The organism is Pseudarthrobacter sp. L1SW (assembly GCF_020809045.1).
Lineage (GTDB): Bacteria > Actinomycetota > Actinomycetes > Actinomycetales > Micrococcaceae > Arthrobacter.
In genome coordinates this window covers 2,602,796-2,629,361 of the sequence record NZ_CP078079.1, presented here as the reverse complement: position 1 = coordinate 2,629,361, position 26,566 = coordinate 2,602,796, and the positions used below count along the sequence as shown (strand labels likewise).

Genomic DNA, 26,566 nt, shown 5'->3' with positions numbered 1-26,566 from the left:
TGGTGCGTTCATGTCGGCCCCGCCCAGGCAACCTGGACCGGGGACGACCGCCCCCGGGAGATCAGGATGCCCCTGCCCGACGGGGAATTCGGCTCGACGTCGAAGCGCACCCCGAACAGGTCCCCCTCCGATGTGGACCGCGGGGATAGCAGGAGTCCTGTTCCTGCGGCGCGGGAGTCCATGATGATCGGAACACGCTGCAGCAGCAAGGGGCTGTAATTTGCCGTGAGGACCACAGGGTGGCCCAGGGCGTGCAGCTCTGTCAGGTCCCGTAAAGCGCCGGCAGGCAAGAGGTCAACGTCGTCCGCCAACAGCACCGCTTCCCTGGGTAGTTCCCCCGCCTTGGCCCGGGCCAGCGAAGACTTCCAGAATTCCTCCGGATCAATGCCGCTCTCCGGACAGGTCCACGGCCCCGCTGCGGGGTTCAGCGCCCGCAGGGTGCGCAGGACGTTCGTTTTCCCTGAACCGACTCCTCCGAGGACCGCGAACACGCCCCCGGCGGGAAACCGAATGGTGAACGGTTGCACCTCATCGCCAGCGACGCCCAGCAGCAGGTCCGGGAACCGGGCTTCGCCGGCGCTCCCGCGCGGCGCCATGGCCTGGCCGTCTGCACGCTGTGCCGCGGCTTCGGGAACGCCCGCCCCGACGTCGTCCATCCTGTCAGCCAGGGCCCGGACCTCCGGGACCGATATCAGGGACGGAAGCGGCTCAACCCGGAAAGGCCGGGTGCCTGCCATGATGAAGCCAGCCGGGCTGGCGCCGTTCTGCGGGGTGCTGCGCGAACTTCGAGGGGCGGGTTCGTAGAGCTGGCACACTGCCGCTGTACCGCCCGTGATCGGGCCGAAAGCCACGCCCCTGCCCTTGACCGCAGCCGTGGGTGGCATCTTGGGCCATGCGATGCGGCTGTCCTCGTTGGAGCCTGTGGGGAAGTAGATACGGTTCGGAATTGACCCGCAGAACCTGGCCGTGACGAGTTCCCGCTCGCCGGAGACCATGACCGTGATGCCGGCCCTTGCACCGTCGCGGACCAGGTCCTGGACAAGGTCTTCGGCCCAGGCCAGCGGTCCTGCCCGAAAAGCCGAGACCCAGGATCCCCAGCCGGAGATCACAAGGACCAGCGGAATGCCGCGGCCAGCCCGGCTCAGGCGGCTGGCCAGTTCCTGGCCAAGCCGTTCAAGTATGCGGACGCCACGCCGCAGCTCGTGCAGGCCGGCATGGGCTCCCGTCCGGTCATGCGTTGCGAGGCGGAGGAAGGTTCCGCCGGCGTCCAGGAAGTAGCAATGTGATTCGGTTGCATGGCTGGCCACTTCGCCGGCGGCCAGGTCAAGGGCTTCAGGTGCGCCCGACGCCGGACCTCCGATCAACGCGAGATGGCTGTCCCTTGCGGGGTCCCATGACAGGCGCTTCACCTCTTGCCGCTCGGGCAAGTCCATCAAACCAAGATCAATGGACCACTGGCTGGTGCCCGCGTTCAATGTTGCCTCGCTGGACATAGCACCGGGGGCCTTTGTCCGGTCGGGTTGGGTGAGCTTCTGTGGCAGGGGAGGCGCCACCGGCTGGCGTGGTGCTGCTCCTGCCTGTGATGCCCAAAGATCCCGGACCATCGAGACGAGAGGGGCCGCCGCCTCCGCCGGCGTGGGGTCCGGTGGGCGGGCCCCGGCACCGTTGGATCCGCCAATATCGGCCAGATACTCCATGGTGAGCTGCACCTCGACATCCTCCAGCGCCGTGGCATGGAACGCTCCGCCGGTTGACGCCGTCTGGAATTCCCGGGGCTCCTCCATTCCCCGGGCTATAAAGGCGCGTCCAGGGGTATCCCGCCTGATTCCGGCTGCGGCCGCGGTCCTGATGATGTCGTGGGATTCAGCGTCGGACTGGACGCGAAGCGCAATGCTGGACGTGACGTTCGCGCGGATATCGGCGGTCAGCGCTCCCTGGGGGCGCTGGGTGGCCATGACAAGGTGAAGGCCGAGCGAACGCCCTATGGCGGCGATCCGCATGAGTTCCCGGAGCACCTCCGGGGCATCGTCCACGAGCATCCGAAACTCATCGATGACGATGACCAGCCGGGGGAGGGGACGAATACGGGATGCCCGTGTGGAACGGTAGGCGTCGAGGTCCGGAACCGCGGCCGCAGCGAGTGCTTCCTCCCGGAGCCTTATCTCCGCACGGAGCGAAGCGAGCGTCCGTTCGAGTTCGTGGGTGGCCAGGTCCGTCAGCACTCCGACGCAATGAACCAGGCCTGCCAGCGGACCAAGCCCCGAACCGCCTTTGAAATCGACAAAGAGGAAATTGACCCGGTCCGGAGGATGGTTCAGTGCCAGCGCCACCACCAGGGTTCGCAGCAGTTCAGACTTGCCCGAGCCGGTGGTTCCCGCAACCAGCAGATGGGGGCCGTCGGCTTGAAGGTCCAGGGTCTGGGGCCCTGATGCTGCAAGCCCCAGGGCAACGCCGAGATCATGAGCGCGGGCGCTCGCATTCCAACGGGCGGCAACGTCCGCGGGAGAAAACGGCAGCACGTCCCCCAGCCTGCAGGCAGCGGGAATCCCCAGCTCGTGTTCCTCCAGCGGCCTCGATGAAGCTGCCACCTGCCGGCAGAAGTTGCTGAACACCTCCTCGGGCGCCAGGTCCGGGACGAAGGCAATCTGGCTCCCCAGGCCGCGCAGGTATGACTGCCGCTCGCCGAGTTCCACATCCGGGACACCTGGGGCCGAGTCAGGCGCACAAAACTGGAGCACTTGCCACCCCAGCCGCGCCGCCTCGTCGCATAGTCCTCCGCCGTCCACTGTCCATGTCCCGGTGAGCAGGAGGACGCCATGGACATACGCGGAGCCAAAGCCATCCGCCAGCGCCCGCAGGCCGGCCTCCGGGGAAGCTGCGAGGGTCATGGCGGGAAGGTAGCGGGCGGGAAGCGGAAGAGTTCCTGGCGGCCCACAGATGATGATGCGGGTCCTCCGGCCACGGGGGTAGCCGGCCAACTGCATGACAAGCGACCTGATCATCCCCTCCGCCACTGATGGAGGTCCACGGAACGTGGTGTTGGGGGGACCCGGATCCAGCAACACGGGGACCTCTCCGGCTGAAGGAGTGGCCTTGGGCGCGGTCTCCGAATCGACCTTCAGATTGGCCGCCTGGTGTGCCTGGCCAAGGCGAAGCCATACCCGGCCATTCTCCTCGGGAGGGGAGGTCGGAAGCTGGCCGTGCCGTGCTGCCAGCACCAGATACGGAAGGGAGGGGCCTGCCCGCTGCCGCCGCTTCCGGTCCTCCTCCACGGCTGAATGGATCTTTTGCGCGAACTCGCGCCCCTGTCGGCGACCCGCCGCCAGGGGGATGAGTGCGGATACTGCCGAGACGGCGGCGAAGGCAAGGAACATCCACATTCCTGTGAGGACCGCGAGCCCTATGCCGATGGCCAGGGGGAGAACTGCCGTGAGCAGCAGGATCCCGCGATTGCCGGACTCCGTGCGGCGCGCAATGGTGAGGGGCACTTTAACTGAAGTCCCGGCGTCGGCCAGTGCTCTGTCCGGCAGGTCCAAAAAGACCAGGGACATTGTTGTATTGCCGCAGCGGATGGCGGAGTCAGTGGTGACAACCGCACGGCGGACCCTGCCGCCGTCGACGTAGGTGCCATTGGCGCTGTCCAGATCGACGAGCATGATGTCCTTCTCGGTGACCACCAGGCGGGCATGCTCGCGGGAGAGCTCAGGATCCGGAACCACGATGCGGGTATTGCTTCTGCCGATCGTGTAGGTGCCGCGCCGCAGCGGGACGAGGATGCCTGCCCCCGCGCCGGTGTGCACGGCCAGGGCGATGGGTGCAGCGGGATCGGGGGCCGGGCGCCGCAGCTTTTTCCGGCTGACGGGCCGGCTCCCGCCGTCGACCAGGACGGCGCCGTTCACCAGGGGCGCTGTGCCGAGGCTCAGGGAACTCAGGTCATTTTGGCCGATGAAGACGGCACCAGTCCCGAATTTCTCCACCAGACAGGCGTGGATCTTTGCGCCCGAAGTGCCGGGAGGTGCCGTAATGGAAAGTTCCACCGGTGGCCCGGGCCGGGGCGCGTCGGGGCTGCGGACAAGGGTGAAGTGGAGAGTCATGGGTGGATCCTTCGGTGCCTTTGGAACCCAACCTAGCCAGGCGTCACGCTCAGGAACCCCTGCTTAATCTCCTATGTGGACAACTGGATGGGATCGGCCGATTCGACGGGCGCCACAGTCCCTCAGGTAGGCTAGAGCAGCAGACAATGCGCACAATTGCGCTGCCCGCATTCAATCCAGGAGATTTTGTGACCGCTGACCTCGTCATCGTAGGGTCCGGCTTTTTTGGCCTGACAATCGCAGAACAGGCCGCCACCGAGCTCGGCTTGAAGGTCGTCGTCATCGACCGCCGCCACCACATCGGCGGCAACGCCTACAGCGAAAAAGAAGAGCAGACCGGCATCGAGGTGCACCGCTACGGTGCCCACCTCTTCCACACATCCAACGAGCGGGTGTGGGAGTACGTCAACCGGTTCACGACCTTCACGAACTACGTCCACAAGGTCTATGGCGTGCACAAGGGCGAGGTGTACTCACTCCCCATCAACTTGGCGACTATAAACCAGTTCTTCCGCGCCAACCTGACGCCCGGCCAAGCGAGGGAACTCATCCAGGAGCAAGCCGGTGAGCTTGCCGGAACCGATCCGCAGAACCTCAATGACAAGGGCATCCAGCTGATCGGCCGGCCGCTGTACGAAGCGTTCATCAAGCATTACACCGGCAAGCAGTGGCAGACGGATCCCAAGGACCTGCCCGCCGGCATCATTTCGCGACTCCCTGTGCGGTACAACTACGACAACCGGTACTTCAACGACAAGTACGAGGGTCTGCCCACCAACGGCTACACCGCGTGGATTGAAAAGATGGCAGAACACCCGAATATCGAGGTACGGCTGAACACTGACTTCTTCGACGAGTCGCATGAGTACAGCAAGGATAAGGTCGTTGGCAACATCCCGGTGATCTACACCGGCCCGGTGGACCGCTACTTCGACTTCGCCGAAGGTGACCTGTCCTGGCGCACCATCGACTTCGAGGAAGAAGTGCTGGACATGGAGGACTTCCAGGGCACGTCCGTTGTGAACTACAACGACGACGACGTCCCCTACACCCGTGTCATCGAACCGCGCCACTTCCACCCGGAGCGTGACTACCAGACGGAAAAGACCGTCATCATGCGCGAGTTCTCACGTTTCGCCGAGAAGGGCGATGAGCCGTACTACCCGGTCAACACGTCGGCGGACCGGGAACGGCTCCTGAAGTACCGTGACCTGGCAGCGGCCGAGAAGGACGTACTCTTCGGCGGGCGTCTCGGCACGTACAAGTACCTGGACATGCACATGGCCATCGGTTCTGCGCTGAGCATGTTCGACAACAAGATCCGGCCGCACTTCGAAAGCGGCGTAAAGCTGGAAAGCGGAGGCGTGGACGCATGAGCATCTCAACCCAAAGCCCAAAGAAGAACACTCCGACGGCATCATCGGATGACGCCGGCAGCGACTGGCAGACACTGCAGCGGGTGATTCTTCCGAGCGCCAGCCAAATGGACACTGTGCCCCTCTACATGGATATGGGGACTGCTACCGGCATTCAACTGCCCACCGTGGGTGACCGGGACGGAAAACCCACCAAGGCCCGGACCATCAGCAGCCCTACCAAGGAAGCCCATGTCGAGGACTTCCTTTCGCGGCATTCCACGTCAGTCCGCTCAGGCGAACGAGTCTCATTCGGCAGCTACTTCAACGCCTTTCCGGCCAGCTACTGGCGGCGCTGGACCACGGTGGACAAGGTCCGCCTGCAAGTCCGGACTCAAGGTACGGGTTCCGTCATCGTGTATAAATCCAATGCCCGGGGCTCCCTGCAGCGGGTGGACACGCGCCGTGTTGAAGGAATTGCAGATAACTACTTCGAGCTCTCGCTCGCGCCCTTTGGCGACGGCGGCTGGTATTGGTTCGACTTGGTAGCGGGCTCCGAGCCGCTCATCATGCTCGACGCCGAGTGGCAGGGGCCGGCGATAGAGAGCACACCGGGATCTGTCACCCTCCAGATCACTACTCTGAACAAGACCGACTTTTGCCTCAACAACCTCCGGCTTCTTGCCGAGAGCGAGGAAGCGCTCGAACACGTTCAAGAGATCCTCATCGTCGATCAGGGCACCCAGAAGCTTTCGGACGCGGAAGGCTTCGACGACGTTAAGAAGTCGCTGGACGGGAAACTGCGCATTATCAACCAGTCCAACCTCGGCGGGTCCGGCGGGTTCGCCCGGGGCATGTTCGAAGCCGTGGAAAACGGCAGTGACTACGTGCTGCTCATGGATGATGACGTCGTTGTCGAACCTGAAAGCATCATTCGGCTTTTGACCTTCGCTGACCGGTGCAAGACCCCGACGCTTGTCGGGGGTCACATGTTTGATCTGTACAACAGAACTGTCCTCCACACGTTCGGCGAGATCGTGAACCCCTACCGGTTCCAGCCGGCGCTTCCCAATGATGAAATGATCCTTGGGCACGACTTCATGTCTTCCAACCTGCGTCAGACGTCCTGGCTGCACCGCCGCTGCGATGTTGACTACAACGGCTGGTGGATGTGCCTGATCCCGACGAAGGTGATTCGGGACATCGGACTTTCGCTGCCTCTGTTCATCAAATGGGACGACTCTGAATACGGCTTGCGCGCCAAGGCGCATGGTTATCCGACTGTTTCCCTCCCGGGCTCCGCCGTCTGGCATGTTTCCTGGATCGACAAGGACGACCTCGTAGGCTGGCAGGCATACTTCCACGCCCGGAACAGGGTGGTGGCGGCTCTCCTGCATAGCCCCTACGAGTTTGGTGGCCGCGTGATCAAGGAGTCCCAGTACGCCGACGTGAAGCACCTGGTTTCCATGCAGTACGCAACAGCAGAGGGACGTCAGTGGGCGCTGGAAGACGTACTTAAGGGCCCGTCGGTTCTGCCGGATTTGCTTGCCACGAAGCTGCCCAAGATCCGCGAAATGATGTCGGGACACTCGGACTCCGTTTTTCGGCCCGATCCGGAAGACTTTCCCTCGCCGAAAATGGACAAGCCGCCCCGCCGAGGTCATGGGCCCTCGCAGCCCTCAAAAATCACCCTGCTGCCATGGGCAGCGAAAACAGTTGTCCGGCAGTTGGCCAGCCCCGTCCAAGGCACGACCGCCGAGCGGCCCCAGACAACGGTGGCCCACCAGGACAACCGCTGGTGGCGCATGGCCCAGTATGATAGCGCCGTGGTCTCGAACGCCGAGGGAACGGGCGCATCCTGGTACCGGCGTGATCCAAAGCAGCTCCGGAAAATGCTGGCGGAAAGCGCTCGGCTTCATGCTGCCCTCCTCAAGGAGTGGCCCGCGCTCAGCAAGAAGTACAAGGCTGCCCTGCACGAACTCACCTCCATCGAGTCCTGGAGGAAGACGTTCGAGCAGCACACCCAGAACGAGATCAAGTGAGTGCAATTTCGCCGAGTGAACTGACTACGCCAGGGCTCGGGAGCGGACTGCGTGACATTCGCCAATCCAGCTTCCTCCTCAAACTCTTGGTACGGAAAGAGCTAAAGGTCCGCTACCGCGGTTCCGTACTGGGGTTGCTGTGGTCCTACGTCAAGCCCGGCGTTCAGTTCATAGTTTTCTATGTGGCCTTGGGCGTTTTTCTGGGGCTGGAGCGGAGTCCCAGGAATCCGGAAGGGCTGGCGAATTATGCTGTCTATCTGTTCTCGGGCATTGTCCTCATAAACTTCTTTTCCGAAGCTTTAGGAAATGCGGCAAGGTCGATTGTCAACAACGGGAACCTGATCAAGAAGATCTACCTGCCGCGCGAGCTGTTTCCGGTTGCCTCTGTTTGGGTTTCGGCGGTCCATTTTTTTCCTCAGCTGGTAGTTCTTGTAGTTGGCTGTATCTTCGCTGGCTGGCGTCCGAATCTGGTACAGCTGCTTGCTGCGGTTGCAGGCTTCCTCATCGTGGGACTGCTCGCCACAGGGTTGGGCCTGCTGTTCGGGGCCGCGAACGTGTACTTTCGGGACTCGGAAAATCTTGTGGACATGCTACTGATGGTAGCCACGTGGGCGTCACCCGTTATGTACGCATGGACCATGGTCGAAGAAAAGCTCGGCGCGACGGCGTACGCCCTCTACCAGGCAAACCCGATCACTATAGGCGTGGAATTGTTCCACTACGCTTTCTGGTTCCCCACCACTGATGGAACCGCATCCATGCCCCCACACCTGTTCAGCCTCTGGCTGCCCCTGGGGATGGGCGTAGCACTCGCGGTCCTGGTTCTAGGGCAATACACTTTTCGGCGGCTTGAGGGCCGCTTCGCGCAGGAGCTCTAAGTGGTCAACGCAATAGAAGTTTCAAATATCAGCAAGCAGTTCGTACTACGGCACACCAGATCCATCAAAGAAGCAGTTGTATGGCTGGCTAAAGGTCGCAAAGGTGATTTGTCGGAGAAGTTCCATGCCCTGAAGGACGTCTCGATAGAGGTTAAGGCTGGCGAGACGGTGGCCCTTCTGGGCCTGAACGGGTCAGGGAAATCGACTCTTCTGAAACACATTTCCGGCGTTATGCTCCCCGATACAGGATCGGTCAGGACGAGGGGACGGGTGGCTGGCCTTATTGAGGTAGGTGCCGGATTCCACCCCGATCTCTCGGGCCGGGACAACGTGTTCCTAAATGGAGCCATACTGGGGATGACTGAGCAGCAGGTTAAGGAGCGGTTCGATGACATCGTTGAGTTCTCCGAGATCGGGCAATTCATCGATACAGAGGTTAAGTTCTACTCCTCTGGAATGTACCTGAGGCTTGCCTTCTCCGTTGCCGTCCACACCGATCCTGAAGTGTTCCTGATTGACGAGATCCTTGCGGTCGGCGACGAGCCGTTCCAACGGAAATGCATCGACAAGATCCAGGAACTGGCTCGCGATGGCAAGACGCTTGTTGTGGTCAGCCATGACCTCGATCTTGTGTCAAGGATTTGTGAGCGCGGCATCCTGTTGGAGCACGGCAATGTTAAGTTCGACGGGTCAATCCACGACGCCGTCGCAATGCTTCGGGCATAGGCGCCTGCGGTCACCTCTGCGTCAGGTCCATTGCATACCGGTTTCCGCTCATCCGCGGGTGCTGACCGGCAGGGGATATTGGTAGTTGCCGGGATGACCGGGGCTATCCTTCAACGTGCCATTGAGCGAGCCTGCCGTGTCGTAGCCGATGCTGCCACCCATCCTCCTTACTTTCGCTACTGCCACGTCATTTCCACGAAAATGGTCGCCAGCAGTCGGGCAGGTCATCATCGGGTCTGGGGAGCTACAGGGTTATCCGAGCCACCGGGGTTATCGCTGCCCGGCGGAAGGTGTCAGCGCTGGTGAAAAGAGCCATTGCGCGGGTGAAAAATGGGCGACGGCGACGGCGGCGTGTTTGAGCCGGTATCTGGAGCCTTTGAACCTGATGGCTTCTGGGGTATGGACGATCCGGTGAAGCCGTGGAAATCACGTTGGTCCGGAGCGCATGTCCCTGCCTCTTGTCAATTTCCAGTATGGGCTGGACCGCCTGTCCGCTGCGAACTCCGTAGAAGGCGTGCAGAGGCTGCCGCGAGGCCTACCAACACTCGTTCCCACGCCTGTCCCCGGTCCGGGTGGCCGCAGTGGGGCTGACCGAGAGTGCCTCACCAACCTGGCGAGTGATGAGCGCCGCTTCACCCGCAGGCGGTAACCTCAAACAATTTCGCTTCACCGCGCTGGGCGAGCAACGCAAAACCTGGGGTTGAGTCCGGAATCTGGAGCCCTTGGAAACCGTGGTTGCCTCCGTGAACTTCGCGAGTTCCAAAATCGAGTACGTAGCGCACATTGTTGGCACGTGCGGCAGGGCAGACAGCCGGGTCGCTTGCTGCTTCCCGAAACTTGTCGTTCAAAAGTTCGGCGGCCTTCGTGTACGTGGTGAGTGTGTGTTTGGACGTCGTGTTGCGGTCGGCCATTGCAAAGGCCATCGCACCCCCTGTCCAAGGATTGACCGCGATCGTTGCTTCCGCCGGAACATATTGATCCAGATCTTTTATCAAAGCCATCTCGTCAGAACTGACCAGTGGTGACTCAGGCGAAGTTGAGTAATTCGCTTGCGCGGAACGAACCGGTGTAATCATCGGTGGTGCCTGAAGGAGTCCGAGCACAGCCAGGATGACAAGAGGTCCGACACTGTACAGAACCATCGGCTTACCCAATTTGGAAGTCAGCGCCCCCCGGTCGGGAACCCTACGGATACGATCCTGCAACGTCTCTATGGTCCAGGCAGCACCAATGGCGGCGAGGGCCACCGCGGCCACCGGCAACAGGGCCGCCAACCGGTAGCTGTCGTTGTACCAGACCCCGGTTAGAAGGTCGCGGATCCGGCCAGCGGGCCCGGCAGAAACCATGACAAAGAGCGTGGCGATGATCAGGAAGGATGCGGAGATCCAAATAGAAAGGGGACGCTTTAGGACGTAAACCAACCCGACGATAACCAGGATGCTGACGGCCCACGCCGGAGGGCGCTGCATCGCCGAGTTGGTCAATACTTCGCCGACCGCTTGCCCTGGAGTTTGCACAGGCAGCCACGTCGCGGCAGCTGCCGGTGGACGCACGTACTTCCAAAGGACAGCAACTACGGCCAGGACGATGAGCAGTCCGGCCCCTGCGACAAATGATGCGGCCGCTGGCTTACCTGCCCGGCGTCGCCTGACTGCAAAGGCTGTAAATGCAGCGATAAGGACTGGAACGGACATGGCTGCCAATGAAACCACACCATTCGGGTGGGCGATGGCAACTCCCAGCGCTAAAACAGGAGCCAGCGTGAATCTGGCTAGGGGGCCAACTTGCGCGAAGGTACTCATGCCGAAAAACAGGCTCACGCAAGCCAGCGTCCCCGGGAGCATGCTCACAGACAGGAAATTCGGGTAGAGGACTCCGAAATCCAGCAGCAGGATGGGAAAGGACCCGAAGCCCGCGGCCAGAACACCTGCCGCACCGATGGCATAGGGGTTTGAGCCCACTATCGATCGAACCAGGAACATGCAGCCCAAGGTCCAAACGGTCGCTGCGACACAGAGGTTGAGGACGTTGACCGCGACGGGCAAGGGGAGCCCGGATATCTGAACAAGGAGCGATGCCAACCCATGCCAGGCAGCGGGATAAAAGTATGGTGGATTGTCGCCGTTAGTCATCCCCGTGATCGTCAGCGATGAGGCGTTTCCAGTCTCCAGCACGTACCGGATCGCATTCAGGTGGAATACGTTGTCGAAGGTCTGGGAGATGTTTTCTGGACGGCCGAAGGCTGCACGCAATTGCAGAGCTATGGACGCTGCGCCAATAACAAAGCCCGCTCCTGCCAGGACCGGCATCTGTCCTGACGTTCCGGCGACCGCCCGCCATGGCACGCTTGGTTGCCGTAATTTGAGGATTTTCCTTGCGGCGAAAAGGACAGCGGCTATGGAAAGTGTTGCAACCAGTACTGGGAGGAGGGACCAACTCACCCCCGCGTATGGTGCCACTATTGCGGAGACAGCCACAATGCTTACTGTCAAAAGTGGAGCAACAGCAACAAAAGCTGGGTTACGAAGCCCCAGGGCCAGGACGATAAGAGTTCCGGGCAGAAACAGCAGGGCTATACATACGGCAGCCATGGGAATGACGGAAAACCAACTCATTAGTACTCCACGGAAAGACAGCAGATAGGCGGTGGGTGCGGCTCACGCCGTAGGCCCTAGCCCTCCAAAAGTTCCAGGAGATAGCTGCCATAACCGCTCTTGACGAGGGGCTCGGCACGGTCCCGAAGTTCGTCATCCGTCAGAAAGCCCTGGCGCCAGGCGATTTCTTCGGGAGCACCGATTTTGAGTCCTTGGCGGTTCTCAACAGTGCGAATGAAGTTCGATGCGTCGCTGAGGTCGTTGAAGGTCCCGGTGTCCAGCCAAGCCGTACCGCGGGGCAGGATCTCTACCTGGAGCTTGCCCCGTTCAAGATATGTACGGTTGACGTCTGTGATCTCGAGCTCGCCGCGGGCAGAGGGTTCAAGGTTTTTTGCAATCTCAATGACATCGTTGTCGTAAAAGTACAGTCCGGGAACTGCGTAGTGACTCCGCGGCTTTTCGGGCTTCTCTTCCAGTGAAAGCGCTTTTCCGTCGTCGTCGAATTCCACAACACCGTAGGCCTTGGGATCCTTTACCCAGTAGCCAAAGACTGCTCCGCCGTCGATCGTTGCGTGACGCCGCAGCTGGGTGCCCATGCCTTGGCCATAGAAAATGTTGTCGCCAAGGACAAGGGCTACCGTGTCATCCCCTATGTGGTCGGCGCCCAGGATAAATGCCTGCGCCAGACCATCGGGGGAGGGCTGCTGGACGTAGGTCAGATTAATGCCGAACTGGGAGCCATCGCCTAGCAGCCGCTGAAACTGATCTGCGTCGTGAGGTGTCGTGATGATTAGGATGTCCCTGATGCCGGCAAGGATCAGTGTGGAGAGGGGGTAATAAATCATCGGCTTGTCGTAAACAGGAACGAGCTGCTTGCTGATACCAAGGGTGATTGGGTGAAGCCGCGATCCAGTTCCGCCAGCCAAAATTATTCCACGCATGGACTATATCCTCTCCTACTGCTCACTCGTCAGCAAAACCTGGTGCCGCAAGCGAGCAGCTGTCCATCTGCTCAGACCCCTGGCTTCTTGCCGCTTCGCCCGAGAAGGCCGTCTCGGACGCCAGCCAAAGCTGCTAAGAGTCGAGATATCCGGCCGGGTGCGAATACTGTGACCCAGGCAAGATGTCGAACGTCTGCCCACAAACCAGTGGCGACCCAAACGGGGTGGCGCTTCGCATATTGCCGCGAGACCAAGATCCTGTTTCTGAATATGTAGTAGTAGCGCCAGGTTGCGGCTGTACGCACTCGGAGGGGGCCGGCAGGAAGGTTGACAGGCTTTCCAAGCACTCGTGCGTCAACGAACGTTCCCAGAGAGTGATCGAACTCGGCATCGGCAAGGATGGTTGGCCAGCCAGCGTCGGTTGCACGAAGGTAGAACTCTGTGTCTACTAAGTCGATGAAAAGTGTTGCCTGAAAAGCCCCAACGTGCTCCAAGGCGTCCACGGTAATCATCAGCCCCGACTGGATGGGCTCCTTTCCCAGAACGACCCCGTTCCGCGTTCCTGCGGACAGCACTGGATTACCGCGTATACGCGCCGGCCCTATGAGTCCAGGGATGAGTCCGCGCGAACGAGCGGCAGCTTCGCCCTCGAGGAGCGCTTGGACATAGCCTGGCGGTAACGTGGAATCTTGGTCGACAGTGACGATATAGTCAATGCCCGGTGATTGGCGTGCCCGTTCTACCCCTCTGTTGAGCGCTGCCCCAATGCCACAATTTGTCGCCAACCGTTCAATCTCGGCGCCGGTCTCAGCAACCTGCCCAAAGATGTTGTCGTAACCTGGACCGCTTCCGTCGTCGACAACAATGACCCTTCCGGACTGGGCCACCAGGGCTTTGACGTTGCCTATGAGGCCTGGTGAGGGGTGGAAGGCCGTCACCACGCAGGCTACGCGGGACAACGACGCAGGATAAGTACCGTGCTCCGCGGACTGCACCTCACTTTCCGAAGGCATGAATTACCAATCCTTTGATCGTGTCGTTTCTCCTCCGACGGAGGGCATAGGGCATAAAGAGCAGGGCGTGAGCCCGGGACGTCAGGCGTAGCCTCGCCGCCCTGCCCGCCCTGCGCCAGCCTTTGGTGTCGCAAAGTCGGGCTGCCAGAGCGAAATAGTCGCGCTCGCCCGCAAACCGCGATCCGTCAAGAAGTTTCGCCCCGGAGGCACTTCGGGTGTGCCGCCTGTACGCGAAACAGACCTCAGGTTCGATGAGCAGCATCGCGCCATCCAGGACCATATCCATTACGAGTGCCAAGTCCTGGATGACGGGAAATCCGTCGCGGAAATCAAACCTGCTGATGCTGTCCCGCCTGAAAGCCAAGGAAGGCCAATACAGCCAGTCACCGTGAAGGAGGCTTGCGGCCAAGTCTTCGCCGTCAACGAGGCGAGCGCCTCGTCCTCGAGGCTTCACTAAATACTGCTTCACTAAGTCAGTAAGGGGCCGGGTATGGCGTCCGGCTTCATCGATAATCTGGACGCCCGGTTGTATGATCGCCGCCTCTGGGTGATTGGCCGCGGCTTTCTGTATGACCGTGACGAAATTGGGGAGAAGGACATCGTCACAGCCCATTACGACGAGAATGTCTTGGGTTGACAGGGAGACGCATGTCCGGAAATTCTCCGTGATGCCCTCGTTCGTTTCCTTCCGCACATAGCTGATACGTTCGTCCCCCAGGGACTCAACGTACTGTCGCACTTCAGGATTTGGATAAGCATCGTCCACCACTGTCAGCAACCAGTCGTCGTTATCCTGGGCTAATACGCTGTCAACGGCCTGCTTCATATAATTGGGGTCACCCCAGTAGGGGATGAAAATATCCAGTGCCATCTGGTGACGCGTCTCTACTGTGCGCCGGGAGAATTGGTGTGGGTGCCTTCTTGCTTCTCGGGTGCCGGCAGCGCTTCGATCAACGCACGAAGGATCGCCACCTCCTCAGCGAGCGTTCTGGTCTCGTCTTCTACAACAGAAATCTCCCATGACAAGTGGAGGCAGACCCCCAGGAGCAAGAGGATACTGATGATGAACAAGAGATTGGAGGGGAGTTGCACGCCGGAGAACTCGGTTACGATCGTCAGGAGCCGGGGGAAGGCAGCCAGGACCAAAGTGCCTATGCCGACGAAGAGCCAGAGCGCTGCATACTTCTCACGGAGTTTCTTCCGTCGAAGCATTTCGAACACAACGCCCACTATGGCAAGGGCAAGGAAAAAAGCAGCGACATTCAGCATGTTGCCGGCTCCTGACTGGTTTGGTCTGATGTCTGGAGTAGCGAGCGCTTGCGTGTCAGCGCAAAGAGCAAAGCAAACACCGAACGTCCTAGATAGATGGCTGCCTTCACGGGGTCATGGCTTGGCGTTCCGCCCTGGCGGGGTCGCATTGCCACCGGTATCTGAGTTACCTTGCAACCAGACCGGACGGCGACGACCAACGAGTCGATAGTGTCGCCCAAGTACTCGGCAGGATAGTGGTCAAGGTATTGGCTGATCGCGCGCTCGTTGGCCGCCCTGAAACCTGATGTCACGTCGGTAAGCCGGGTTTTTGCCAGTCCCGAGATCACTCGCGCAAGAAACTGCATTGCCCACTTGCGGGGCCCTTTCACTTCGTAATCACCCCGGTCAGCAAAGCGAGCTCCGATGGATATGTCGGCGTAGTCAAGGCCGGACAGGACCTCCTCAATGTTCCGAGGGTCGTGTTGTCCGTCTGCGTCAACTTGGATAACTCGCCGGTACCCCCTGCGCTGTGCGTACTTGAATCCCGCGCGCATAGCCCCACCTACACCAAGGTTGAAGGGGAGGTTCAGCACTGTTGCACCTGCGGCTGCCGCTAGGATGGCGGTGTCGTCACTTGAGCCATCGTTTACGACCAAAACGTCGTACGGCATCCCCACGGACAGGACTTCACGGACGGTATTTCCTACAGATTCAGCCTCATTCCAAGCAGGCATGATGACTAGGACCCGCGCAGAGGTATCAGTTTTCATAGGGCTCCAATATATCAATGGGCTGGGGCCACATAGGCCATTGGACGCGTGGAGTCGGTCGGAGGCCTGATCCGTGCAGTAACGGGGTCAGTTCACGGCAGGTGGTCTGAGTTGGCGGCGACGGGATCAGTGGCGAAGGCAAACCGCCCAACACGGAGGCAGCATCCTTCGTCCGGCATCGACATCGTAGGATGATGCACGGTTCGTCACGCAGACTCAATCATCACCTCAAATGGAGCCAAGAATATGAACGATGCAACACCCGGGCGCCCTCTGCAAATCCGGGCCAGTGTCTGCATGGCAACCTACCGCGGAAGCCAATATGTTGAGGAGCAGTTAGCGTCCATTCTCCGTGAGCTGGGGCCCGACGACGAACTGATCGTTGTTGACGATGCGTCACCTGACGAAACTGCCGCCATTGTGGGACGGGTGAAGGACGCGCGGGTTCGACTCGTAGTGGCACCGCATAATCGGGGTTACGTCCGCACTTTCGAGGAAGCCATTAAGCTCAGCCGTGGTCAGTTCATCTTCCTGTCAGACCAAGATGACGTCTGGATAGAGGGCCGCCTCGCGGTGATGATGGGGGCCTTGGAGTCCGCACAAGTAGTTGCCAGCAATTTCGAAATTTTGGGCGGCGGCCCCCGCCCCTGGATTCCCAAGCTGCGTTCATCGGATTCGCGAAGGAACCTGGCCAACCTTTGGGGAATTCTGATCGGCTACAGGGCATATTACGGCTGCGCTATGGGATTTAGACGTGATGCCATGGGGCTGGTGGTGCCCATCCCATCCTTTGTTCGAGAGTCGCATGACCTCTGGTTGGCCATTTGCGGCAATATGGCGCGCTCTGTTGCCCACCTGGACGGGGCGACTGTCTTCCGGAGGCTCCATGGCGAGAACCAGACACCGGCAGGGTGGAGGTCCCTGCGAAAGATCGCCGCTGCACGCATCATGCTTTTGAGGCTTATGTTTGAAGCGTTCCGGAGGAGTCGCAGGGCTGTCAGTAGTGACGCGGGTTAGAGGCCGCCAAAGAAGGTTAGGTAAGCTGGCATAATGCAAAATTTCCTTGTCACCGGCGGGGCCGGGTTCATCGGTTCCAACTTTGTCCACTACGTTCTTGAGAACACCGATGACAAAGTCACTGTTCTGGACAAGCTGACTTATGCCGGCAACCTGGAGTCCCTGCAGGGCCTGCCGCAGGACCGCTTCAAGTTTATCCAGGGTGACATAGCCGACGCCGGCCTGGTGGACGGCCTCGTGGCTGACGCCGACGTGGTGGTCCACTACGCTGCCGAGTCACACAATGACAACTCCTTGCATGACCCCCGCCCGTTCCTGGACACGAACATCATCGGCACGTACACGCTGATCGAGGCGGCCCGGAAGCACAACAAGCGCTTCCACCACATCTCCACTGACGAGGTCTACGGCGACCTGGAACTGGATGACCCGGAACGATTCACCGAGCAGACCCCGTACAACCCCTCCAGCCCTTACTCCTCCACGAAAGCCGGCTCGGACCTACTGGTCCGCGCCTGGGTACGTTCCTTCGGGCTGCAGGCCACCATCAGCAACTGCTCGAACAACTATGGCCCGTACCAGCATGTGGAGAAGTTCATCCCGCGACAGATCACCAACGTGCTCGATGGGATCCGGCCCAAGCTCTACGGCAAGGGCGAGAACGTCCGTGACTGGATCCATGCCAATGACCACTCCTCGGCCGTGCTGGCCATCATCGCCAAGGGCAAGATCGGTGAAACATACCTGATCGGCGCCGACGGCGAGAAGAACAACAAGGACGTTGTCGAACTCATTCTCAAGCACATGGGACAGTCCCCGGACGCCTACGACCATGTCGTGGACCGGCCGGGCCACGACCTCCGATATGCCATCGATTCCTCCAAACTCCGTAACGAGCTCGGCTGGGAACCGCAGTTCCCCAACTTCGACGAAGGCATCGAGGACACCATTGCGTGGTACCGGGACAACGAAAACTGGTGGCGCCCGCAAAAGGCCGCCACGGAAGCCAAGTACAAGGAACAGGGCCAGTAGACGATGGCCATCGAGTTCTCCAAGAAGTTGACGGCACACGAAACGGCCATCCCCGGCGTCGTCGTCTACGACCTCCCGGTTCACGGTGATAACCGCGGTTGGTTCAAGGAAAATTGGCAGCGGGAAAAGATGATGGCCCTTGGACTGCCGGATTTCCGACCTGTCCAAAACAACGTCTCCTTCAATGAGAAGGCAGGAACCACGCGCGGAATCCATGCGGAGCCTTGGGATAAATTCGTTTCGGTTGCAACGGGACGAATTTTCGGCGCATGGGTAGATCTTCGCGAGGGGCCAACGTTCGGCGCGGTGTTCACCACCGAACTGGATCCCAGCCAGGCAATCTTTATCCCCCGGGGTGTTGGCAACGCATTCCAGACGCTGGAAGACAACACGGCGTACACGTACCTGGTAAATGACCATTGGTCTGCCGATGCGCAGAGCCAATACACGTTCCTGAACCTTGCTGATGAGTCGGCCGCAGTCCGGTGGCCCATCCCTTTGGAGCGCGCCGAACTTTCTGACAAGGACCGGGCTCACCCCCGGCTGGCGGATGTGGTGCCCATGCCACCTAGGAAGATCCTCGTGGTGGGTGCGGACGGCCAGCTTGGCAAGGCGCTGCGAGCAGAGTACGACGGCGAGGCATCCGTCGAATTCGTCGGCCGCGGCGAGTTCGACATCACCAGGCAGGAGGCCTTCGCGGCCTACAACTGGAAGAATTATTCGGCGATCATCAACGCTGCTGCCTACACCGCTGTCGATGCAGCAGAAACCCGGGAAGGACGTGCCGCCGCCTGGGCCAACAACGTGACGGCCGTGTCGTTCCTGGCGAGGACCGCCGTCGAGCACGACCTGACACTGGTGCACATTTCATCAGACTACGTCTTTGACGGCGCCCGTCACGCCCATGACGAGTCTGAGGGGTTCTCTCCGCTGGGAGTTTACGGCCAGACAAAGGCAGCGGGAGACGCCGTCGTCAGCGTTGTTCCGAAGCATTACATTGTCAGGACCAGTTGGGTTATCGGCGACGGCAACAATTTTGTCCGCACCATGGGTTCCCTCGCAGTTCGGGGCATCAAGCCGTCGGTGGTGAACGACCAGATTGGCAGGCTGAGCTTCACCGTGGACATCGCAGCAGGTATCCGGCACCTGCTGGAATCCGGAGCGGACTACGGCACATACAACCTCAGCAACGACGGCGACGCCCAGTCTTGGGCGGACATCGCCGGAGACGTCTACGAACTCGTGGGGGAGCCGCGGGCCGCTGTCACCGGCGTCAGCACTGAGGAATACTTCAAGGGCAAGGACGTTGCACCCCGGCCGCCTCACAGCATTCTGGACCTGACGAAGATTAAAGAGTCAGGATTTGTGCCCAGACCCGCCCGGGAGGCACTGGAAGAGTACCTCGGCCAGCGTGTGATGGCGGAATAACCGGTCCATGTCTTACGACAAGAGCTCATTCGGCATCATCGCCCTTGCTGCCTACAAGCCGGACTGGACACTGTTTGCGGCTCAGCTGCGGTCCATCCAAAACCAGACACACGCTAACTTTGAATGTCTGATCTCTGCAGACGGCGGGTTCCATGAGATCCGCGACTTCGTTTCGAGGGAACTGGGTGGGGACGAACGGTTCCGGGTGGTTGGCTTTGATGACCGGCTGGGTTTCTACGGAAACTTCGAAAGGGCAGTCCAACAAGTTCCGGAACGGGCCGTATGGGTGGCGCTGTCTGATCAGGACGATTCCTGGTATCCCTCGAAGCTGGAGCTGATGATCCCGTACCTTGCGGGTGCCAGCTTGGTCGCGGGGCAAGCACGCGTGGTTCGTCTTCCCGATAACGAGGTGGTTTCATCCTCCACCGGCCGGAAAAGCGTCGCGTTGGATGCATTGCTGGCCCAGAATCAGGTAACTGGCAGTCTCTGCCTTTTCCGTCGGGAGCTGCTGGACTTGGCTCTGCCCTTCCCTCGCCTAAACACAATCTCGCAGGTGCATGACCATTGGCTGGCTGTGTGCGCCAAGTCCACGGGGGGAGTGACGGTGCTTGAGAACGTCGTGCAGGACTATGTGCAGCACGGAGGAAACGTCTTAGGGGAAGTCGGTGGACGGAAAAGCCTCTTTGGATCGTTCAAGCACCTGCGGCAGCTCGCAGGGAAGTATCAGGGAAGCTTCGGTCCGCTCGCTATGCTGAAGACGGCACACGAGCTAAGTTTCGGTTGGCGGAAGGTAATGGCAGATGCCCTTCGGACCCGCGTTAAGGTGGCTGCTCCCGGATTTGATGAAGGCATAGCACCGTTCGAGAGCGGACATACCTGGACAGCAACCATCAGGGCGCTGGTGTTGGCACTGAGGCGCGGAGACGTTGCCTTGTCATGTTTCTTGGAGTTCGTAGCCGGTGCGCCGTTTGAAATGTTCCTCAAGGGCCGCAGGAGGTAGCTCATGGAAGGGCCAGTTCCCTCGGCCCCGAAACCAACGCTCAGTCAGCGAGCGGCGCCGCTCCTTTCTCAAGCGTAAGGTGCTTGAGGCTGCTGTGCACAACCGCGAGTTGATAGCCGGCCACGACTAGTTCAGCGATGCCGACGGCCCAAGCAACGCCGGGAGCTTGGAAAAGGGAACCAAGAACCACCATCAATGGAATGTTAAAAGCTGCCCCGATGGCTGTGGACCTGGCCAAAGCGGCTCCCTTCCCCAGCGGGATGAGACAAGCGAGGCCAACGACTTGGGCGACCAATACCCCGCCAAGAATGAGCCCGAAGGGGATGCTGAGAGAATAATCGATACTGATGGCGCCGCCTGAGAAAAGCGCGCTGGCCCAGGGCGTAAGGACGGCAAGGAAAATCCCGGCGAGCAGTCCAACGGCGGGTGTAAGCCTTGCTACTTTCCGTATGCGAAGGGCGCTGCGACTTGGCCCGGCCTCCGGAATCCACCCTTGGATGACTTGGAGGATGGGGCCGAATCCTGCGACCGCAAAACGGAAGAGTTTATCGGCCAACGCATATTGGGGAAGTGCAGCCGTAACGATCTGGTTGACAACAAGCATGGGTAAATTGCTGTTCAGGCTGCCCGTTCCGGCAGCAATGACGCCATGTTTCTGATCCTTGAGACGCTTCATGGCGGGGAAGAAACGGAAGTCGGCCTTCGGCGGTTGCGCGGCTCCCGTCAGTGCCCCGATCCCGCCCAAGACGACCGCCACCAGGTTGAAAACCAGCAAGGACAGGACAAAGACGAGGGGCTGGGGAAAGAACTGGATCATTACGACGCCTATCACGAGACCCATACCCTGAGGAAGGACGTCCAGGAGGAACAGTTTCCACGGTTTCGCCTGGCCGATGAAGAACCATGAGGCACCCGCGAATGGAAGTACATAGCATACAGACGCCAGCGCGGCGACTAGAGGTTCAACTTTCGCCAGCAGCAGCACCGTGACAAACATTAGGGGTGCAGCAAGGAAGAAGAGGTACGTCCGGCTGACCAAGGAGTCGAGGAACATCTGGGCACGTTCGTGCGGTGGAAGTGAGGCAACCAATGCAGCCCCCACGGTGCCCCAGCCGAATGCGACTACAATCCCGAAGATTGCAGCTGTTGCCTGTGCCAAGGCCAGCTCGCCCCAAGTCTCTTTACCCAGGGTCGAGATGACAAACGGGATGGCGAGTAGGTTGATTCCGGTTGAGAAGACCAAGGATGTTGCGAAGCCGCCAAAACGTCGCACCAAAGCAGGAACGGCTTTGGAAGCCAAATTCAGTTCTCCGATCTAGAAAGTGATTGCTCGTGGGATAGCGATGCGACAACTCTTTCTCTGTTCATGGTGGCCTGCCTTGCACTTGGTACCAGTGCACGGCAGGCCAGAGCGTTTCTAACGGAACTTGTAGACAAAGAATTCCCTGCCCGCCCATGCGAGTGTGCGTTCGGGCACCAGGCATGGGGCATCGAGGCTTCGCGATGACGATATTCCCTGAAGACTTGGCCAGCGATCCTTGAGCATACATGGGTCCACGCGCACCACCGTTACATCGGCCGTATATGAAAGTGTTCCGATGTCCAGTGGCTGCCCTACCGTCCATTCAAAAAAGATGAATCCGCCGCCGCGGTTCCAGGCATTCGTGTACTTGGCTTCGGGATCCAGGTTCTTCCACGCCTCGGTATTGGGTCCTGAGCGCTGCAAACCGCTGAGGGCTGGCACTCCGTTTGCAGTCATGACAGTGTCGAAAGGGCTGAAGTCCGATGCCCAGACACCGTTCGACGCGGCGGCTTGCCGGCCTTCATTCCGCAAGTACGTGGCCGTTTCCGAATCCCTTAGGTCACCGAGACCAAATATCAGCGGATTGGCACCAATAATGGGAACCACTGCTACGGCCGATGTCAGAACTATCGGCCAAACCTTGGCCGCATATTTTGTGGTGACGAATACGCACGCTCCGACAGTGAAGGCAGCGGCGAAAATCAACGGACGGGTCATGAAGGGCAGATAAGACTGTTGGAGCAAGGACGCCGCGTACGCCGTCACCAAAGCGCAGCAGGCTGCTGCTACAGTCGGCGCTCTCCAGCCTACTCTCTTGGGCAATCGATCCAAGAGAAGGCAGACCAATACTGAGGCCAAGATGCCACAGACTTGGGCCGCCCTAATGGGTTGGACATAGTTCAGGAGCGGGATTGAGGATCCCCGCTCGCCGAAGTTGACGGTGCACCACGTGAGCCATAGAACAGCGAAAGTGCCCACAGTGAGGATGACCACGTTGTCACGAGGTGAACCCAGATTCCTGATGAACACTATAAGTAGGGCAGCCCATACAAACGTTATGGTGAAAGCGGTGGAAAGTTCACTCTCGTTTATACCCACCGGGGTCATGTCTTGCATCGGTCCCAAAGCTGGTGCGCCGAAGAGCATCGCCAATGGTTGTGCGGCTCCCGAGGATCTCCGCGACCCTGGGTAGACAGTGTCCAGTAGAGCTGAGATCCCCGCCCGGTTCTCCCATAAGGTTCCCAGCCCGAAGACCAAGGCTACGAGCCCCGCGGAGCCCACCGACAGTAGCTTCGGCCTCCAGCGCCCTCGGAAGGCTATGATCCAGCCCACAGTAGCCGCCAGGATGGGCAATCCGAGGACCAGCGACCACGGGATGTAAAAACTTGGGAGTCCTGCTATCAAGATGCCGGCCACCATGCATTGCAGGGCAGGCACAGCGCGTTGACCCTCAGCGAATCTCTTGTGGGCGGACAATATCAGGCTCGAGCCGGTAATTGTGTAAGCAATCAGCTGGATCGGCATCATGGTCCACCAGGAAGCGGCCGGTGACAATGCAATAAGGAAGGCTGCCATCCAGCCCCATCGACGCGCAGAACCAACCTGTGAAAACCATTTCGGCAGAAACAGGAAGAGAAGGAGCGCGGGAAGCCACCAGTGCGCTGCAAAAACCATCGTGTCGGGCAAAAAGGTGGCGGTGCGCAGTAGAGTCGAGTCGAAGTACACAAAGGTCTCGAAAAAACCACCGGAAGGGTAGCGGTGGGCAAGGCCCGCGGGCGCAGCCAGGACACTCGTCGTTGGCGCTCCTCCCGTAGCCATGATCGACAGGACTATGGCCGAGAAGGCGTTGTACTCGTCAGATCGGATAGGGGAAGAAGCTCCTATCTGCAGGCCGAGCGGGTGGGCAGGATCCTGGCGAAGGGTTGGGATTCCAATAGAGGAGGTAGTAGCCCCCAGCAGTACAACGATCACGTAGAGGATAACGATCGCTATGCGTAGTGCGTTATCCTTCCGGCCCGCATAAGCGAGAAGCTTTACGGTCCTTCGGGCTGCCTCGGGTGGGGGTGATTCTACTGAAATCAAGCTTGCTTCCTTGGGTCGGGCTGGCAACGCGCTGGCAGATTGTGGGCTAGCTTTCACGGCGCCAGCACGGCCGTCATTCTAGAAGGGCTGCCGGAACTGCAGCAAATCACCGACCTAGTGGAATTTGTATACGAAGAACTCCTTGCCGGACCATGTCAACGTCCGCTCGGGAATAAGGCATCCTGCATCGAGACTTCGCGAGGAAGATATTGCTTGAAGGCTCGGCCAGCGGAGCTTCAGGTCACAAGGGTCTATGCGAACAACAGTGGTATCAGGCACGGGAGCTTCAAAGGTCAGAGGTTCCCCTGCTGTCCACTGAAAATGGATAAATCCGCCTCCACGGTTCCACTCATTTGCGTGGACGGTGCCAGGATCCAACTTCTTCCATTGGTCGGTGTCGGGGCCTGAACGTTGCAGTCCGCTCATCGAGGGGACCCCGTTGGCCAGCATTACGGTGTCGAACGCGCCGAAGTCCGACGCCCACACAGCATTGGTTTCAGCTGCCCGTTTGCCCTCGACTGAAAGATACTTGGCAGTTTCTGAATTCCTCAAATCGCCAAGCCCGAAAAGCAAGGGATTGGCGCTGAATACCGGAATTGCGGCCAATCCAGATATCAGCACTATGGGCCACACCTTGGAAGCAAATTTAGTGGCGCAGAAAACACATAAGCCGACGGCAATGGCCGCGGCGGCAATTGACGAACTTGCCATCTCGGGGAGGTAGGACAACTGAAGCGAAGAGACGGCGTACGCCGTGACAAGGGTGCAGGTTCCGGCAGCTATCAGGGGAAGCTTCCAAGCTACCTTGATGGATGGCAACCGAGCCAACAGAAGACATACAAGTATTGAACCCAAGATGCCGCATACTTGGGCAGCTCGCGCAGGCTGTACATAATTCAGAAGCGGTATGGAAGAACCTCTGTCACCGAAATTTACAGTGCACCAGAGGAGCCAAAGAATGCCAAAACACGCAACGACGATAATAGCGGCATTTTCACGAAGCTGTCCAACCAAATTCAGATTCATTACCAATAACAGCGCCCATACAAAAGTTATGGTGAAGGCCGTAGATAGCTCGCTCTGATTGATGCCAACGGGAAGCATGTCTTGCATCGGAGCCAAACCAGGCGCTCCGAACAGCAAGGCAAAAGACTGAGCTGTTCCTGTCGACCTCCTGGACCCTGGGTAGACCGTCTGCAGCAAGGCGTTGATGCCTTGGCGGTTCTCCCACAGCATCCCGGCTGCAAAAAGCATCGCGGTAAAGCCTGCGCAGCCCAAAGCCAGCAGCTTCGGCTTCCACTGTCCCTGGTGAGCAAGAATCCAGGCGATTGACGCGACGAGGATGGGCAGGCCTAGAACGAGCGACCAAGGGATGTAGAAGCTCGGCAGCCCTGCGATCAATATTCCAGCTGCGAGAGATTGCATGACAGGTACAACTCGTTGATTTGCTGTGAATCTCCGATACGCAGACAGAACGAGACTGGATCCAGCAATCGTGTAGGCGATCAACTGGATCGGCATCATGGTCCACCACGAGGCGGCCGGCGATAGTGCTATCAGGAAAGCTGCCATCCATCCCCAGCGACGGCTGGAGCCGACTTGCTCAAACCATGTTGGCAGGAAAAGGAACAGAAGTAACGCCGGCAGCCACCAGTGGGCCGCAAAAACCATTGCGTCCGGCAAAAAAGAGGCGGTATACAGCAAAGATGAATCGAAAAATACTAACGTCTCGAAAAATCCACCCGAAGAATAGCGGTGTGTTAAGTCTGCTGGAGCAGCCAGGACGCTTGTCGTCGGTGCAGCCCCTGTCGCCATAATAGAAAGCACAATAGGCGAAAAGGCGTTGTACTCATCTGAGCGAATTGGAGACGCATCACCTAGTTGAAGCCCCAATGGTTCAGCGGGATTCTCCCTGAGTGTCGGCATCCCGATAGATGAAGTGGTAGCTCCCAAAACTACAACAGTGATATAGAGAATTATGACCGCGATTCGAAGCGGGTTGTCCTTCTTCCCAAATTGGGAAAAGAACGACTTTCTTCGAACGGCAAGCTCAGGTACTGGTAACGCTGTGGCTGTCAAAGGTTAATCCTAGGGAGTCGAGGCTGGGCGTCAGTGGCTCACGCTGTCGCGATGCAGCCACGAGAAGCGGCCTAGCCTTCCGACAACCCTAGTATGCTAGCCTATAGCGAAGCCATAGTGGCGCGAACGGCCCACCAGTTGAACGGCCCCGAAGTCGCAGAGCATTTGCCGGGGCTGCCGACCTTTGACTGTGATGGTTCCTTACGCCCAACGTGTGCCAAACCGGCGCCGTCCAACTTGAAATAAGAGGATAAGTGCTGAAACGGCATTCCAAGATTGTGCTCGACAACGAGATCGCGCGATTCATTATGGTCGGCGGAGTTTCGTTCGCCATCGACCTCGGACTGCTTATGCTTCTGCACGAGGTATTTTCCGTTGATCTTGTATTCGCGACTCCTATTGCCTTCCTTGTTAGCCTTGGTTTTAATTATGCCCTGCAGCGGATCTTTACTTTCCGGGCCGATAACGGCAAGAGCGTCAGTTTCATCAAATATTGCCTTCTTGTGGTGTTCAATACGCTAGCAATTGATGTCATAGTCAACGTTTTCGACTGGCTGGGTGCGGGCTACCAGGTAGGCAAGGTTGTTTCTACGATAATGACGACGGCGTGGAATTTTTTGTTGTACAAGCATTGGATATTCAAACCTAACGCATCAGACTGCGAAGAGGATGATGAAGGGGTCGTAGCGCCGTCGCAGTAATCCAATGCCCTGACTTCTCGCTGTTACGGCCGTCCACTATCCCCGCAATCTGGCCGTATCCAGGTCCATAATGGCGATAATCCACGGTTCCTGGCGTGTCCAAACGTTAGCGGTGGGTCGCGGAAGAGCAGCACGGACCGGGGGCGTTGTTTATCCAGCCGGGCATCCGCGGTGCCATGGCAGCGAGTCCGGGCAGCGTCGGGCCGCGGAATCCGAAGCCGGCGGTGGTCCGTGCCCGGTGAGGGACTTGTGCTGTTCCT

The 26,566-nt window shown here is 59.4% G+C and carries 19 protein-coding genes; 9 read left to right on the top strand and 10 right to left on the bottom strand.

All coding sequences use genetic code 11. The features are described from left to right. Positions 1–8 precede the first annotated feature (8 nt). Positions 9–4,094, bottom strand: a complete 4,086-nt coding sequence (locus tag KTR40_RS12110; protein ID WP_228403898.1) for an FtsK/SpoIIIE domain-containing protein — start codon at positions 4,092–4,094, stop codon at positions 9–11. A gap of 188 nt (positions 4,095–4,282) precedes the next feature. Here KTR40_RS12110 and glf point away from each other — a divergent pair, with 188 nt between their 5' ends. The 4 genes from glf to KTR40_RS12090 are packed head-to-tail and all read left to right on the top strand — an operon-like array spanning position 4,283 to position 9,095. Beyond that, positions 4,283–5,470, top strand: a complete 1,188-nt coding sequence (gene glf / locus KTR40_RS12105) for a UDP-galactopyranose mutase (protein ID WP_139029710.1) — start codon at positions 4,283–4,285, stop codon at positions 5,468–5,470. Further along, positions 5,467–7,491, top strand: a complete 2,025-nt coding sequence (locus KTR40_RS12100; RefSeq protein WP_228403897.1) for a glycosyltransferase — start codon at positions 5,467–5,469, stop codon at positions 7,489–7,491. The genes glf and KTR40_RS12100 overlap by 4 nt, the downstream gene beginning before the upstream one ends. Next, a complete protein-coding gene (locus KTR40_RS12095; RefSeq protein ID WP_228403896.1) occupies positions 7,488–8,369 on the top strand; it encodes an ABC transporter permease in 882 nt (293 codons plus the stop codon). The genes KTR40_RS12100 and KTR40_RS12095 overlap by 4 nt, the downstream gene beginning before the upstream one ends. Next, a complete protein-coding gene (locus KTR40_RS12090) occupies positions 8,370–9,095 on the top strand; it encodes an ABC transporter ATP-binding protein (protein WP_228403895.1) in 726 nt (241 codons plus the stop codon). It begins immediately after the preceding gene. Positions 9,096–9,727: 632 nt separating this feature from the next. On the opposite strand, the gene KTR40_RS12085 is transcribed toward KTR40_RS12090, so the two are convergent. From KTR40_RS12085 to KTR40_RS12060, 6 genes are all read right to left on the bottom strand, one after another. After that, the gene (locus KTR40_RS12085) at positions 9,728–11,710 is read right to left on the bottom strand and encodes a DUF6541 family protein (protein WP_228403894.1); all 1,983 of its coding nucleotides are present in this window, start codon (positions 11,708–11,710) and stop codon (positions 9,728–9,730) included. Positions 11,711–11,766: 56 nt separating this feature from the next. Then, positions 11,767–12,630, bottom strand: coding sequence for a glucose-1-phosphate thymidylyltransferase RfbA (rfbA, locus tag KTR40_RS12080; protein WP_104998436.1), 864 nt, complete (start codon positions 12,628–12,630; stop codon positions 11,767–11,769). Positions 12,631–12,701: 71 nt separating this feature from the next. Further along, positions 12,702–13,643 (bottom strand): glycosyltransferase, encoded by a 942-nt coding sequence (locus KTR40_RS12075; protein WP_228403892.1) that lies wholly within the window; start codon positions 13,641–13,643, stop codon positions 12,702–12,704. Continuing rightward, positions 13,627–14,514, bottom strand: coding sequence for a glycosyltransferase (locus KTR40_RS12070; RefSeq protein WP_228403891.1), 888 nt, complete (start codon positions 14,512–14,514; stop codon positions 13,627–13,629). Before KTR40_RS12070 ends, KTR40_RS12075 begins: the two co-directional genes overlap by 17 nt. Before the next feature lie 14 nt (positions 14,515–14,528). Further along, complete coding sequence (locus KTR40_RS12065; RefSeq protein ID WP_104998433.1) at positions 14,529–14,912, bottom strand: DUF2304 domain-containing protein; 384 nt, start codon at positions 14,910–14,912, stop codon at positions 14,529–14,531. Next, a complete protein-coding gene (locus tag KTR40_RS12060; protein WP_199775250.1) occupies positions 14,906–15,664 on the bottom strand; it encodes a glycosyltransferase family 2 protein in 759 nt (252 codons plus the stop codon). Before KTR40_RS12060 ends, KTR40_RS12065 begins: the two co-directional genes overlap by 7 nt. Before the next feature lie 246 nt (positions 15,665–15,910). On the opposite strand from KTR40_RS12060, the gene KTR40_RS12055 reads away from it, so the two are divergent. From KTR40_RS12055 to KTR40_RS12040, 4 genes are read left to right on the top strand one after another with little or no spacing between them, the layout of a single operon-like run. Continuing rightward, on the top strand, positions 15,911–16,681 hold the full coding sequence (locus KTR40_RS12055) for a glycosyltransferase (protein WP_228403890.1): 771 nt from the start codon (positions 15,911–15,913) through the stop codon (positions 16,679–16,681). A gap of 33 nt (positions 16,682–16,714) precedes the next feature. After that, positions 16,715–17,713: a dTDP-glucose 4,6-dehydratase gene (rfbB, locus tag KTR40_RS12050; protein ID WP_228403889.1), complete on the top strand. Its 999-nt coding sequence runs from the start codon at positions 16,715–16,717 to the stop codon at positions 17,711–17,713. A gap of 3 nt (positions 17,714–17,716) precedes the next feature. Continuing rightward, positions 17,717–19,141 (top strand): bifunctional dTDP-4-dehydrorhamnose 3,5-epimerase family protein/NAD(P)-dependent oxidoreductase, encoded by a 1,425-nt coding sequence (locus tag KTR40_RS12045; protein ID WP_228403888.1) that lies wholly within the window; start codon positions 17,717–17,719, stop codon positions 19,139–19,141. A 7-nt stretch (positions 19,142–19,148) separates the two neighbouring features. Further along, on the top strand, positions 19,149–20,141 hold the full coding sequence (locus KTR40_RS12040; RefSeq protein ID WP_228403887.1) for a glycosyltransferase: 993 nt from the start codon (positions 19,149–19,151) through the stop codon (positions 20,139–20,141). A 40-nt stretch (positions 20,142–20,181) separates the two neighbouring features. Here KTR40_RS12040 and KTR40_RS12035 read toward each other — a convergent pair whose 3' ends face one another. The 3 genes from KTR40_RS12035 to KTR40_RS12025 form a co-directional block, all read right to left on the bottom strand. Then, on the bottom strand, positions 20,182–21,441 hold the full coding sequence (locus KTR40_RS12035; RefSeq protein ID WP_228403886.1) for a lipopolysaccharide biosynthesis protein: 1,260 nt from the start codon (positions 21,439–21,441) through the stop codon (positions 20,182–20,184). Between the two features lie 117 nt (positions 21,442–21,558). Beyond that, complete coding sequence (locus tag KTR40_RS12030; protein WP_228403885.1) at positions 21,559–23,526, bottom strand: hypothetical protein; 1,968 nt, start codon at positions 23,524–23,526, stop codon at positions 21,559–21,561. 114 nt (positions 23,527–23,640) lie between these two features. Continuing rightward, positions 23,641–25,605 (bottom strand): hypothetical protein, encoded by a 1,965-nt coding sequence (locus KTR40_RS12025; protein WP_228403884.1) that lies wholly within the window; start codon positions 25,603–25,605, stop codon positions 23,641–23,643. Between the two features lie 254 nt (positions 25,606–25,859). Between KTR40_RS12025 and KTR40_RS12020 the strand changes: the two genes are divergently transcribed. Further along, complete coding sequence (locus tag KTR40_RS12020; protein ID WP_228403883.1) at positions 25,860–26,306, top strand: GtrA family protein; 447 nt, start codon at positions 25,860–25,862, stop codon at positions 26,304–26,306. Positions 26,307–26,566: the final 260 nt, after the last annotated feature.

What these genes read in the sequence shown, in the direction of transcription:
- KTR40_RS12100 (WP_228403897.1), top strand. Translation starts at nt 5,467, where the DNA reads ATGAGCATCTCAACCCAAAGCCCAAAGAAGAACACTCCGACGGCATCA.
- KTR40_RS12070 (WP_228403891.1), bottom strand. Translation starts at nt 14,514, where the DNA reads ATGGCACTGGATATTTTCATCCCCTACTGGGGTGACCCCAATTATATG.
- KTR40_RS12060 (WP_199775250.1), bottom strand. Translation starts at nt 15,664, where the DNA reads ATGAAAACTGATACCTCTGCGCGGGTCCTAGTCATCATGCCTGCTTGG.
- KTR40_RS12040 (WP_228403887.1), top strand. Translation starts at nt 19,149, where the DNA reads ATGTCTTACGACAAGAGCTCATTCGGCATCATCGCCCTTGCTGCCTAC.
- rfbB (WP_228403889.1), top strand. Translation starts at nt 16,715, where the DNA reads ATGCAAAATTTCCTTGTCACCGGCGGGGCCGGGTTCATCGGTTCCAAC.
- rfbA (WP_104998436.1), bottom strand. Translation starts at nt 12,630, where the DNA reads ATGCGTGGAATAATTTTGGCTGGCGGAACTGGATCGCGGCTTCACCCA.
- KTR40_RS12045 (WP_228403888.1), top strand. Translation starts at nt 17,717, where the DNA reads ATGGCCATCGAGTTCTCCAAGAAGTTGACGGCACACGAAACGGCCATC.
- KTR40_RS12085 (WP_228403894.1), bottom strand. Translation starts at nt 11,710, where the DNA reads ATGAGTTGGTTTTCCGTCATTCCCATGGCTGCCGTATGTATAGCCCTG.
- KTR40_RS12075 (WP_228403892.1), bottom strand. Translation starts at nt 13,643, where the DNA reads ATGCCTTCGGAAAGTGAGGTGCAGTCCGCGGAGCACGGTACTTATCCT.
- KTR40_RS12110 (WP_228403898.1), bottom strand. Translation starts at nt 4,094, where the DNA reads ATGACTCTCCACTTCACCCTTGTCCGCAGCCCCGACGCGCCCCGGCCC.
- KTR40_RS12055 (WP_228403890.1), top strand. Translation starts at nt 15,911, where the DNA reads ATGAACGATGCAACACCCGGGCGCCCTCTGCAAATCCGGGCCAGTGTC.
- KTR40_RS12065 (WP_104998433.1), bottom strand. Translation starts at nt 14,912, where the DNA reads ATGCTGAATGTCGCTGCTTTTTTCCTTGCCCTTGCCATAGTGGGCGTT.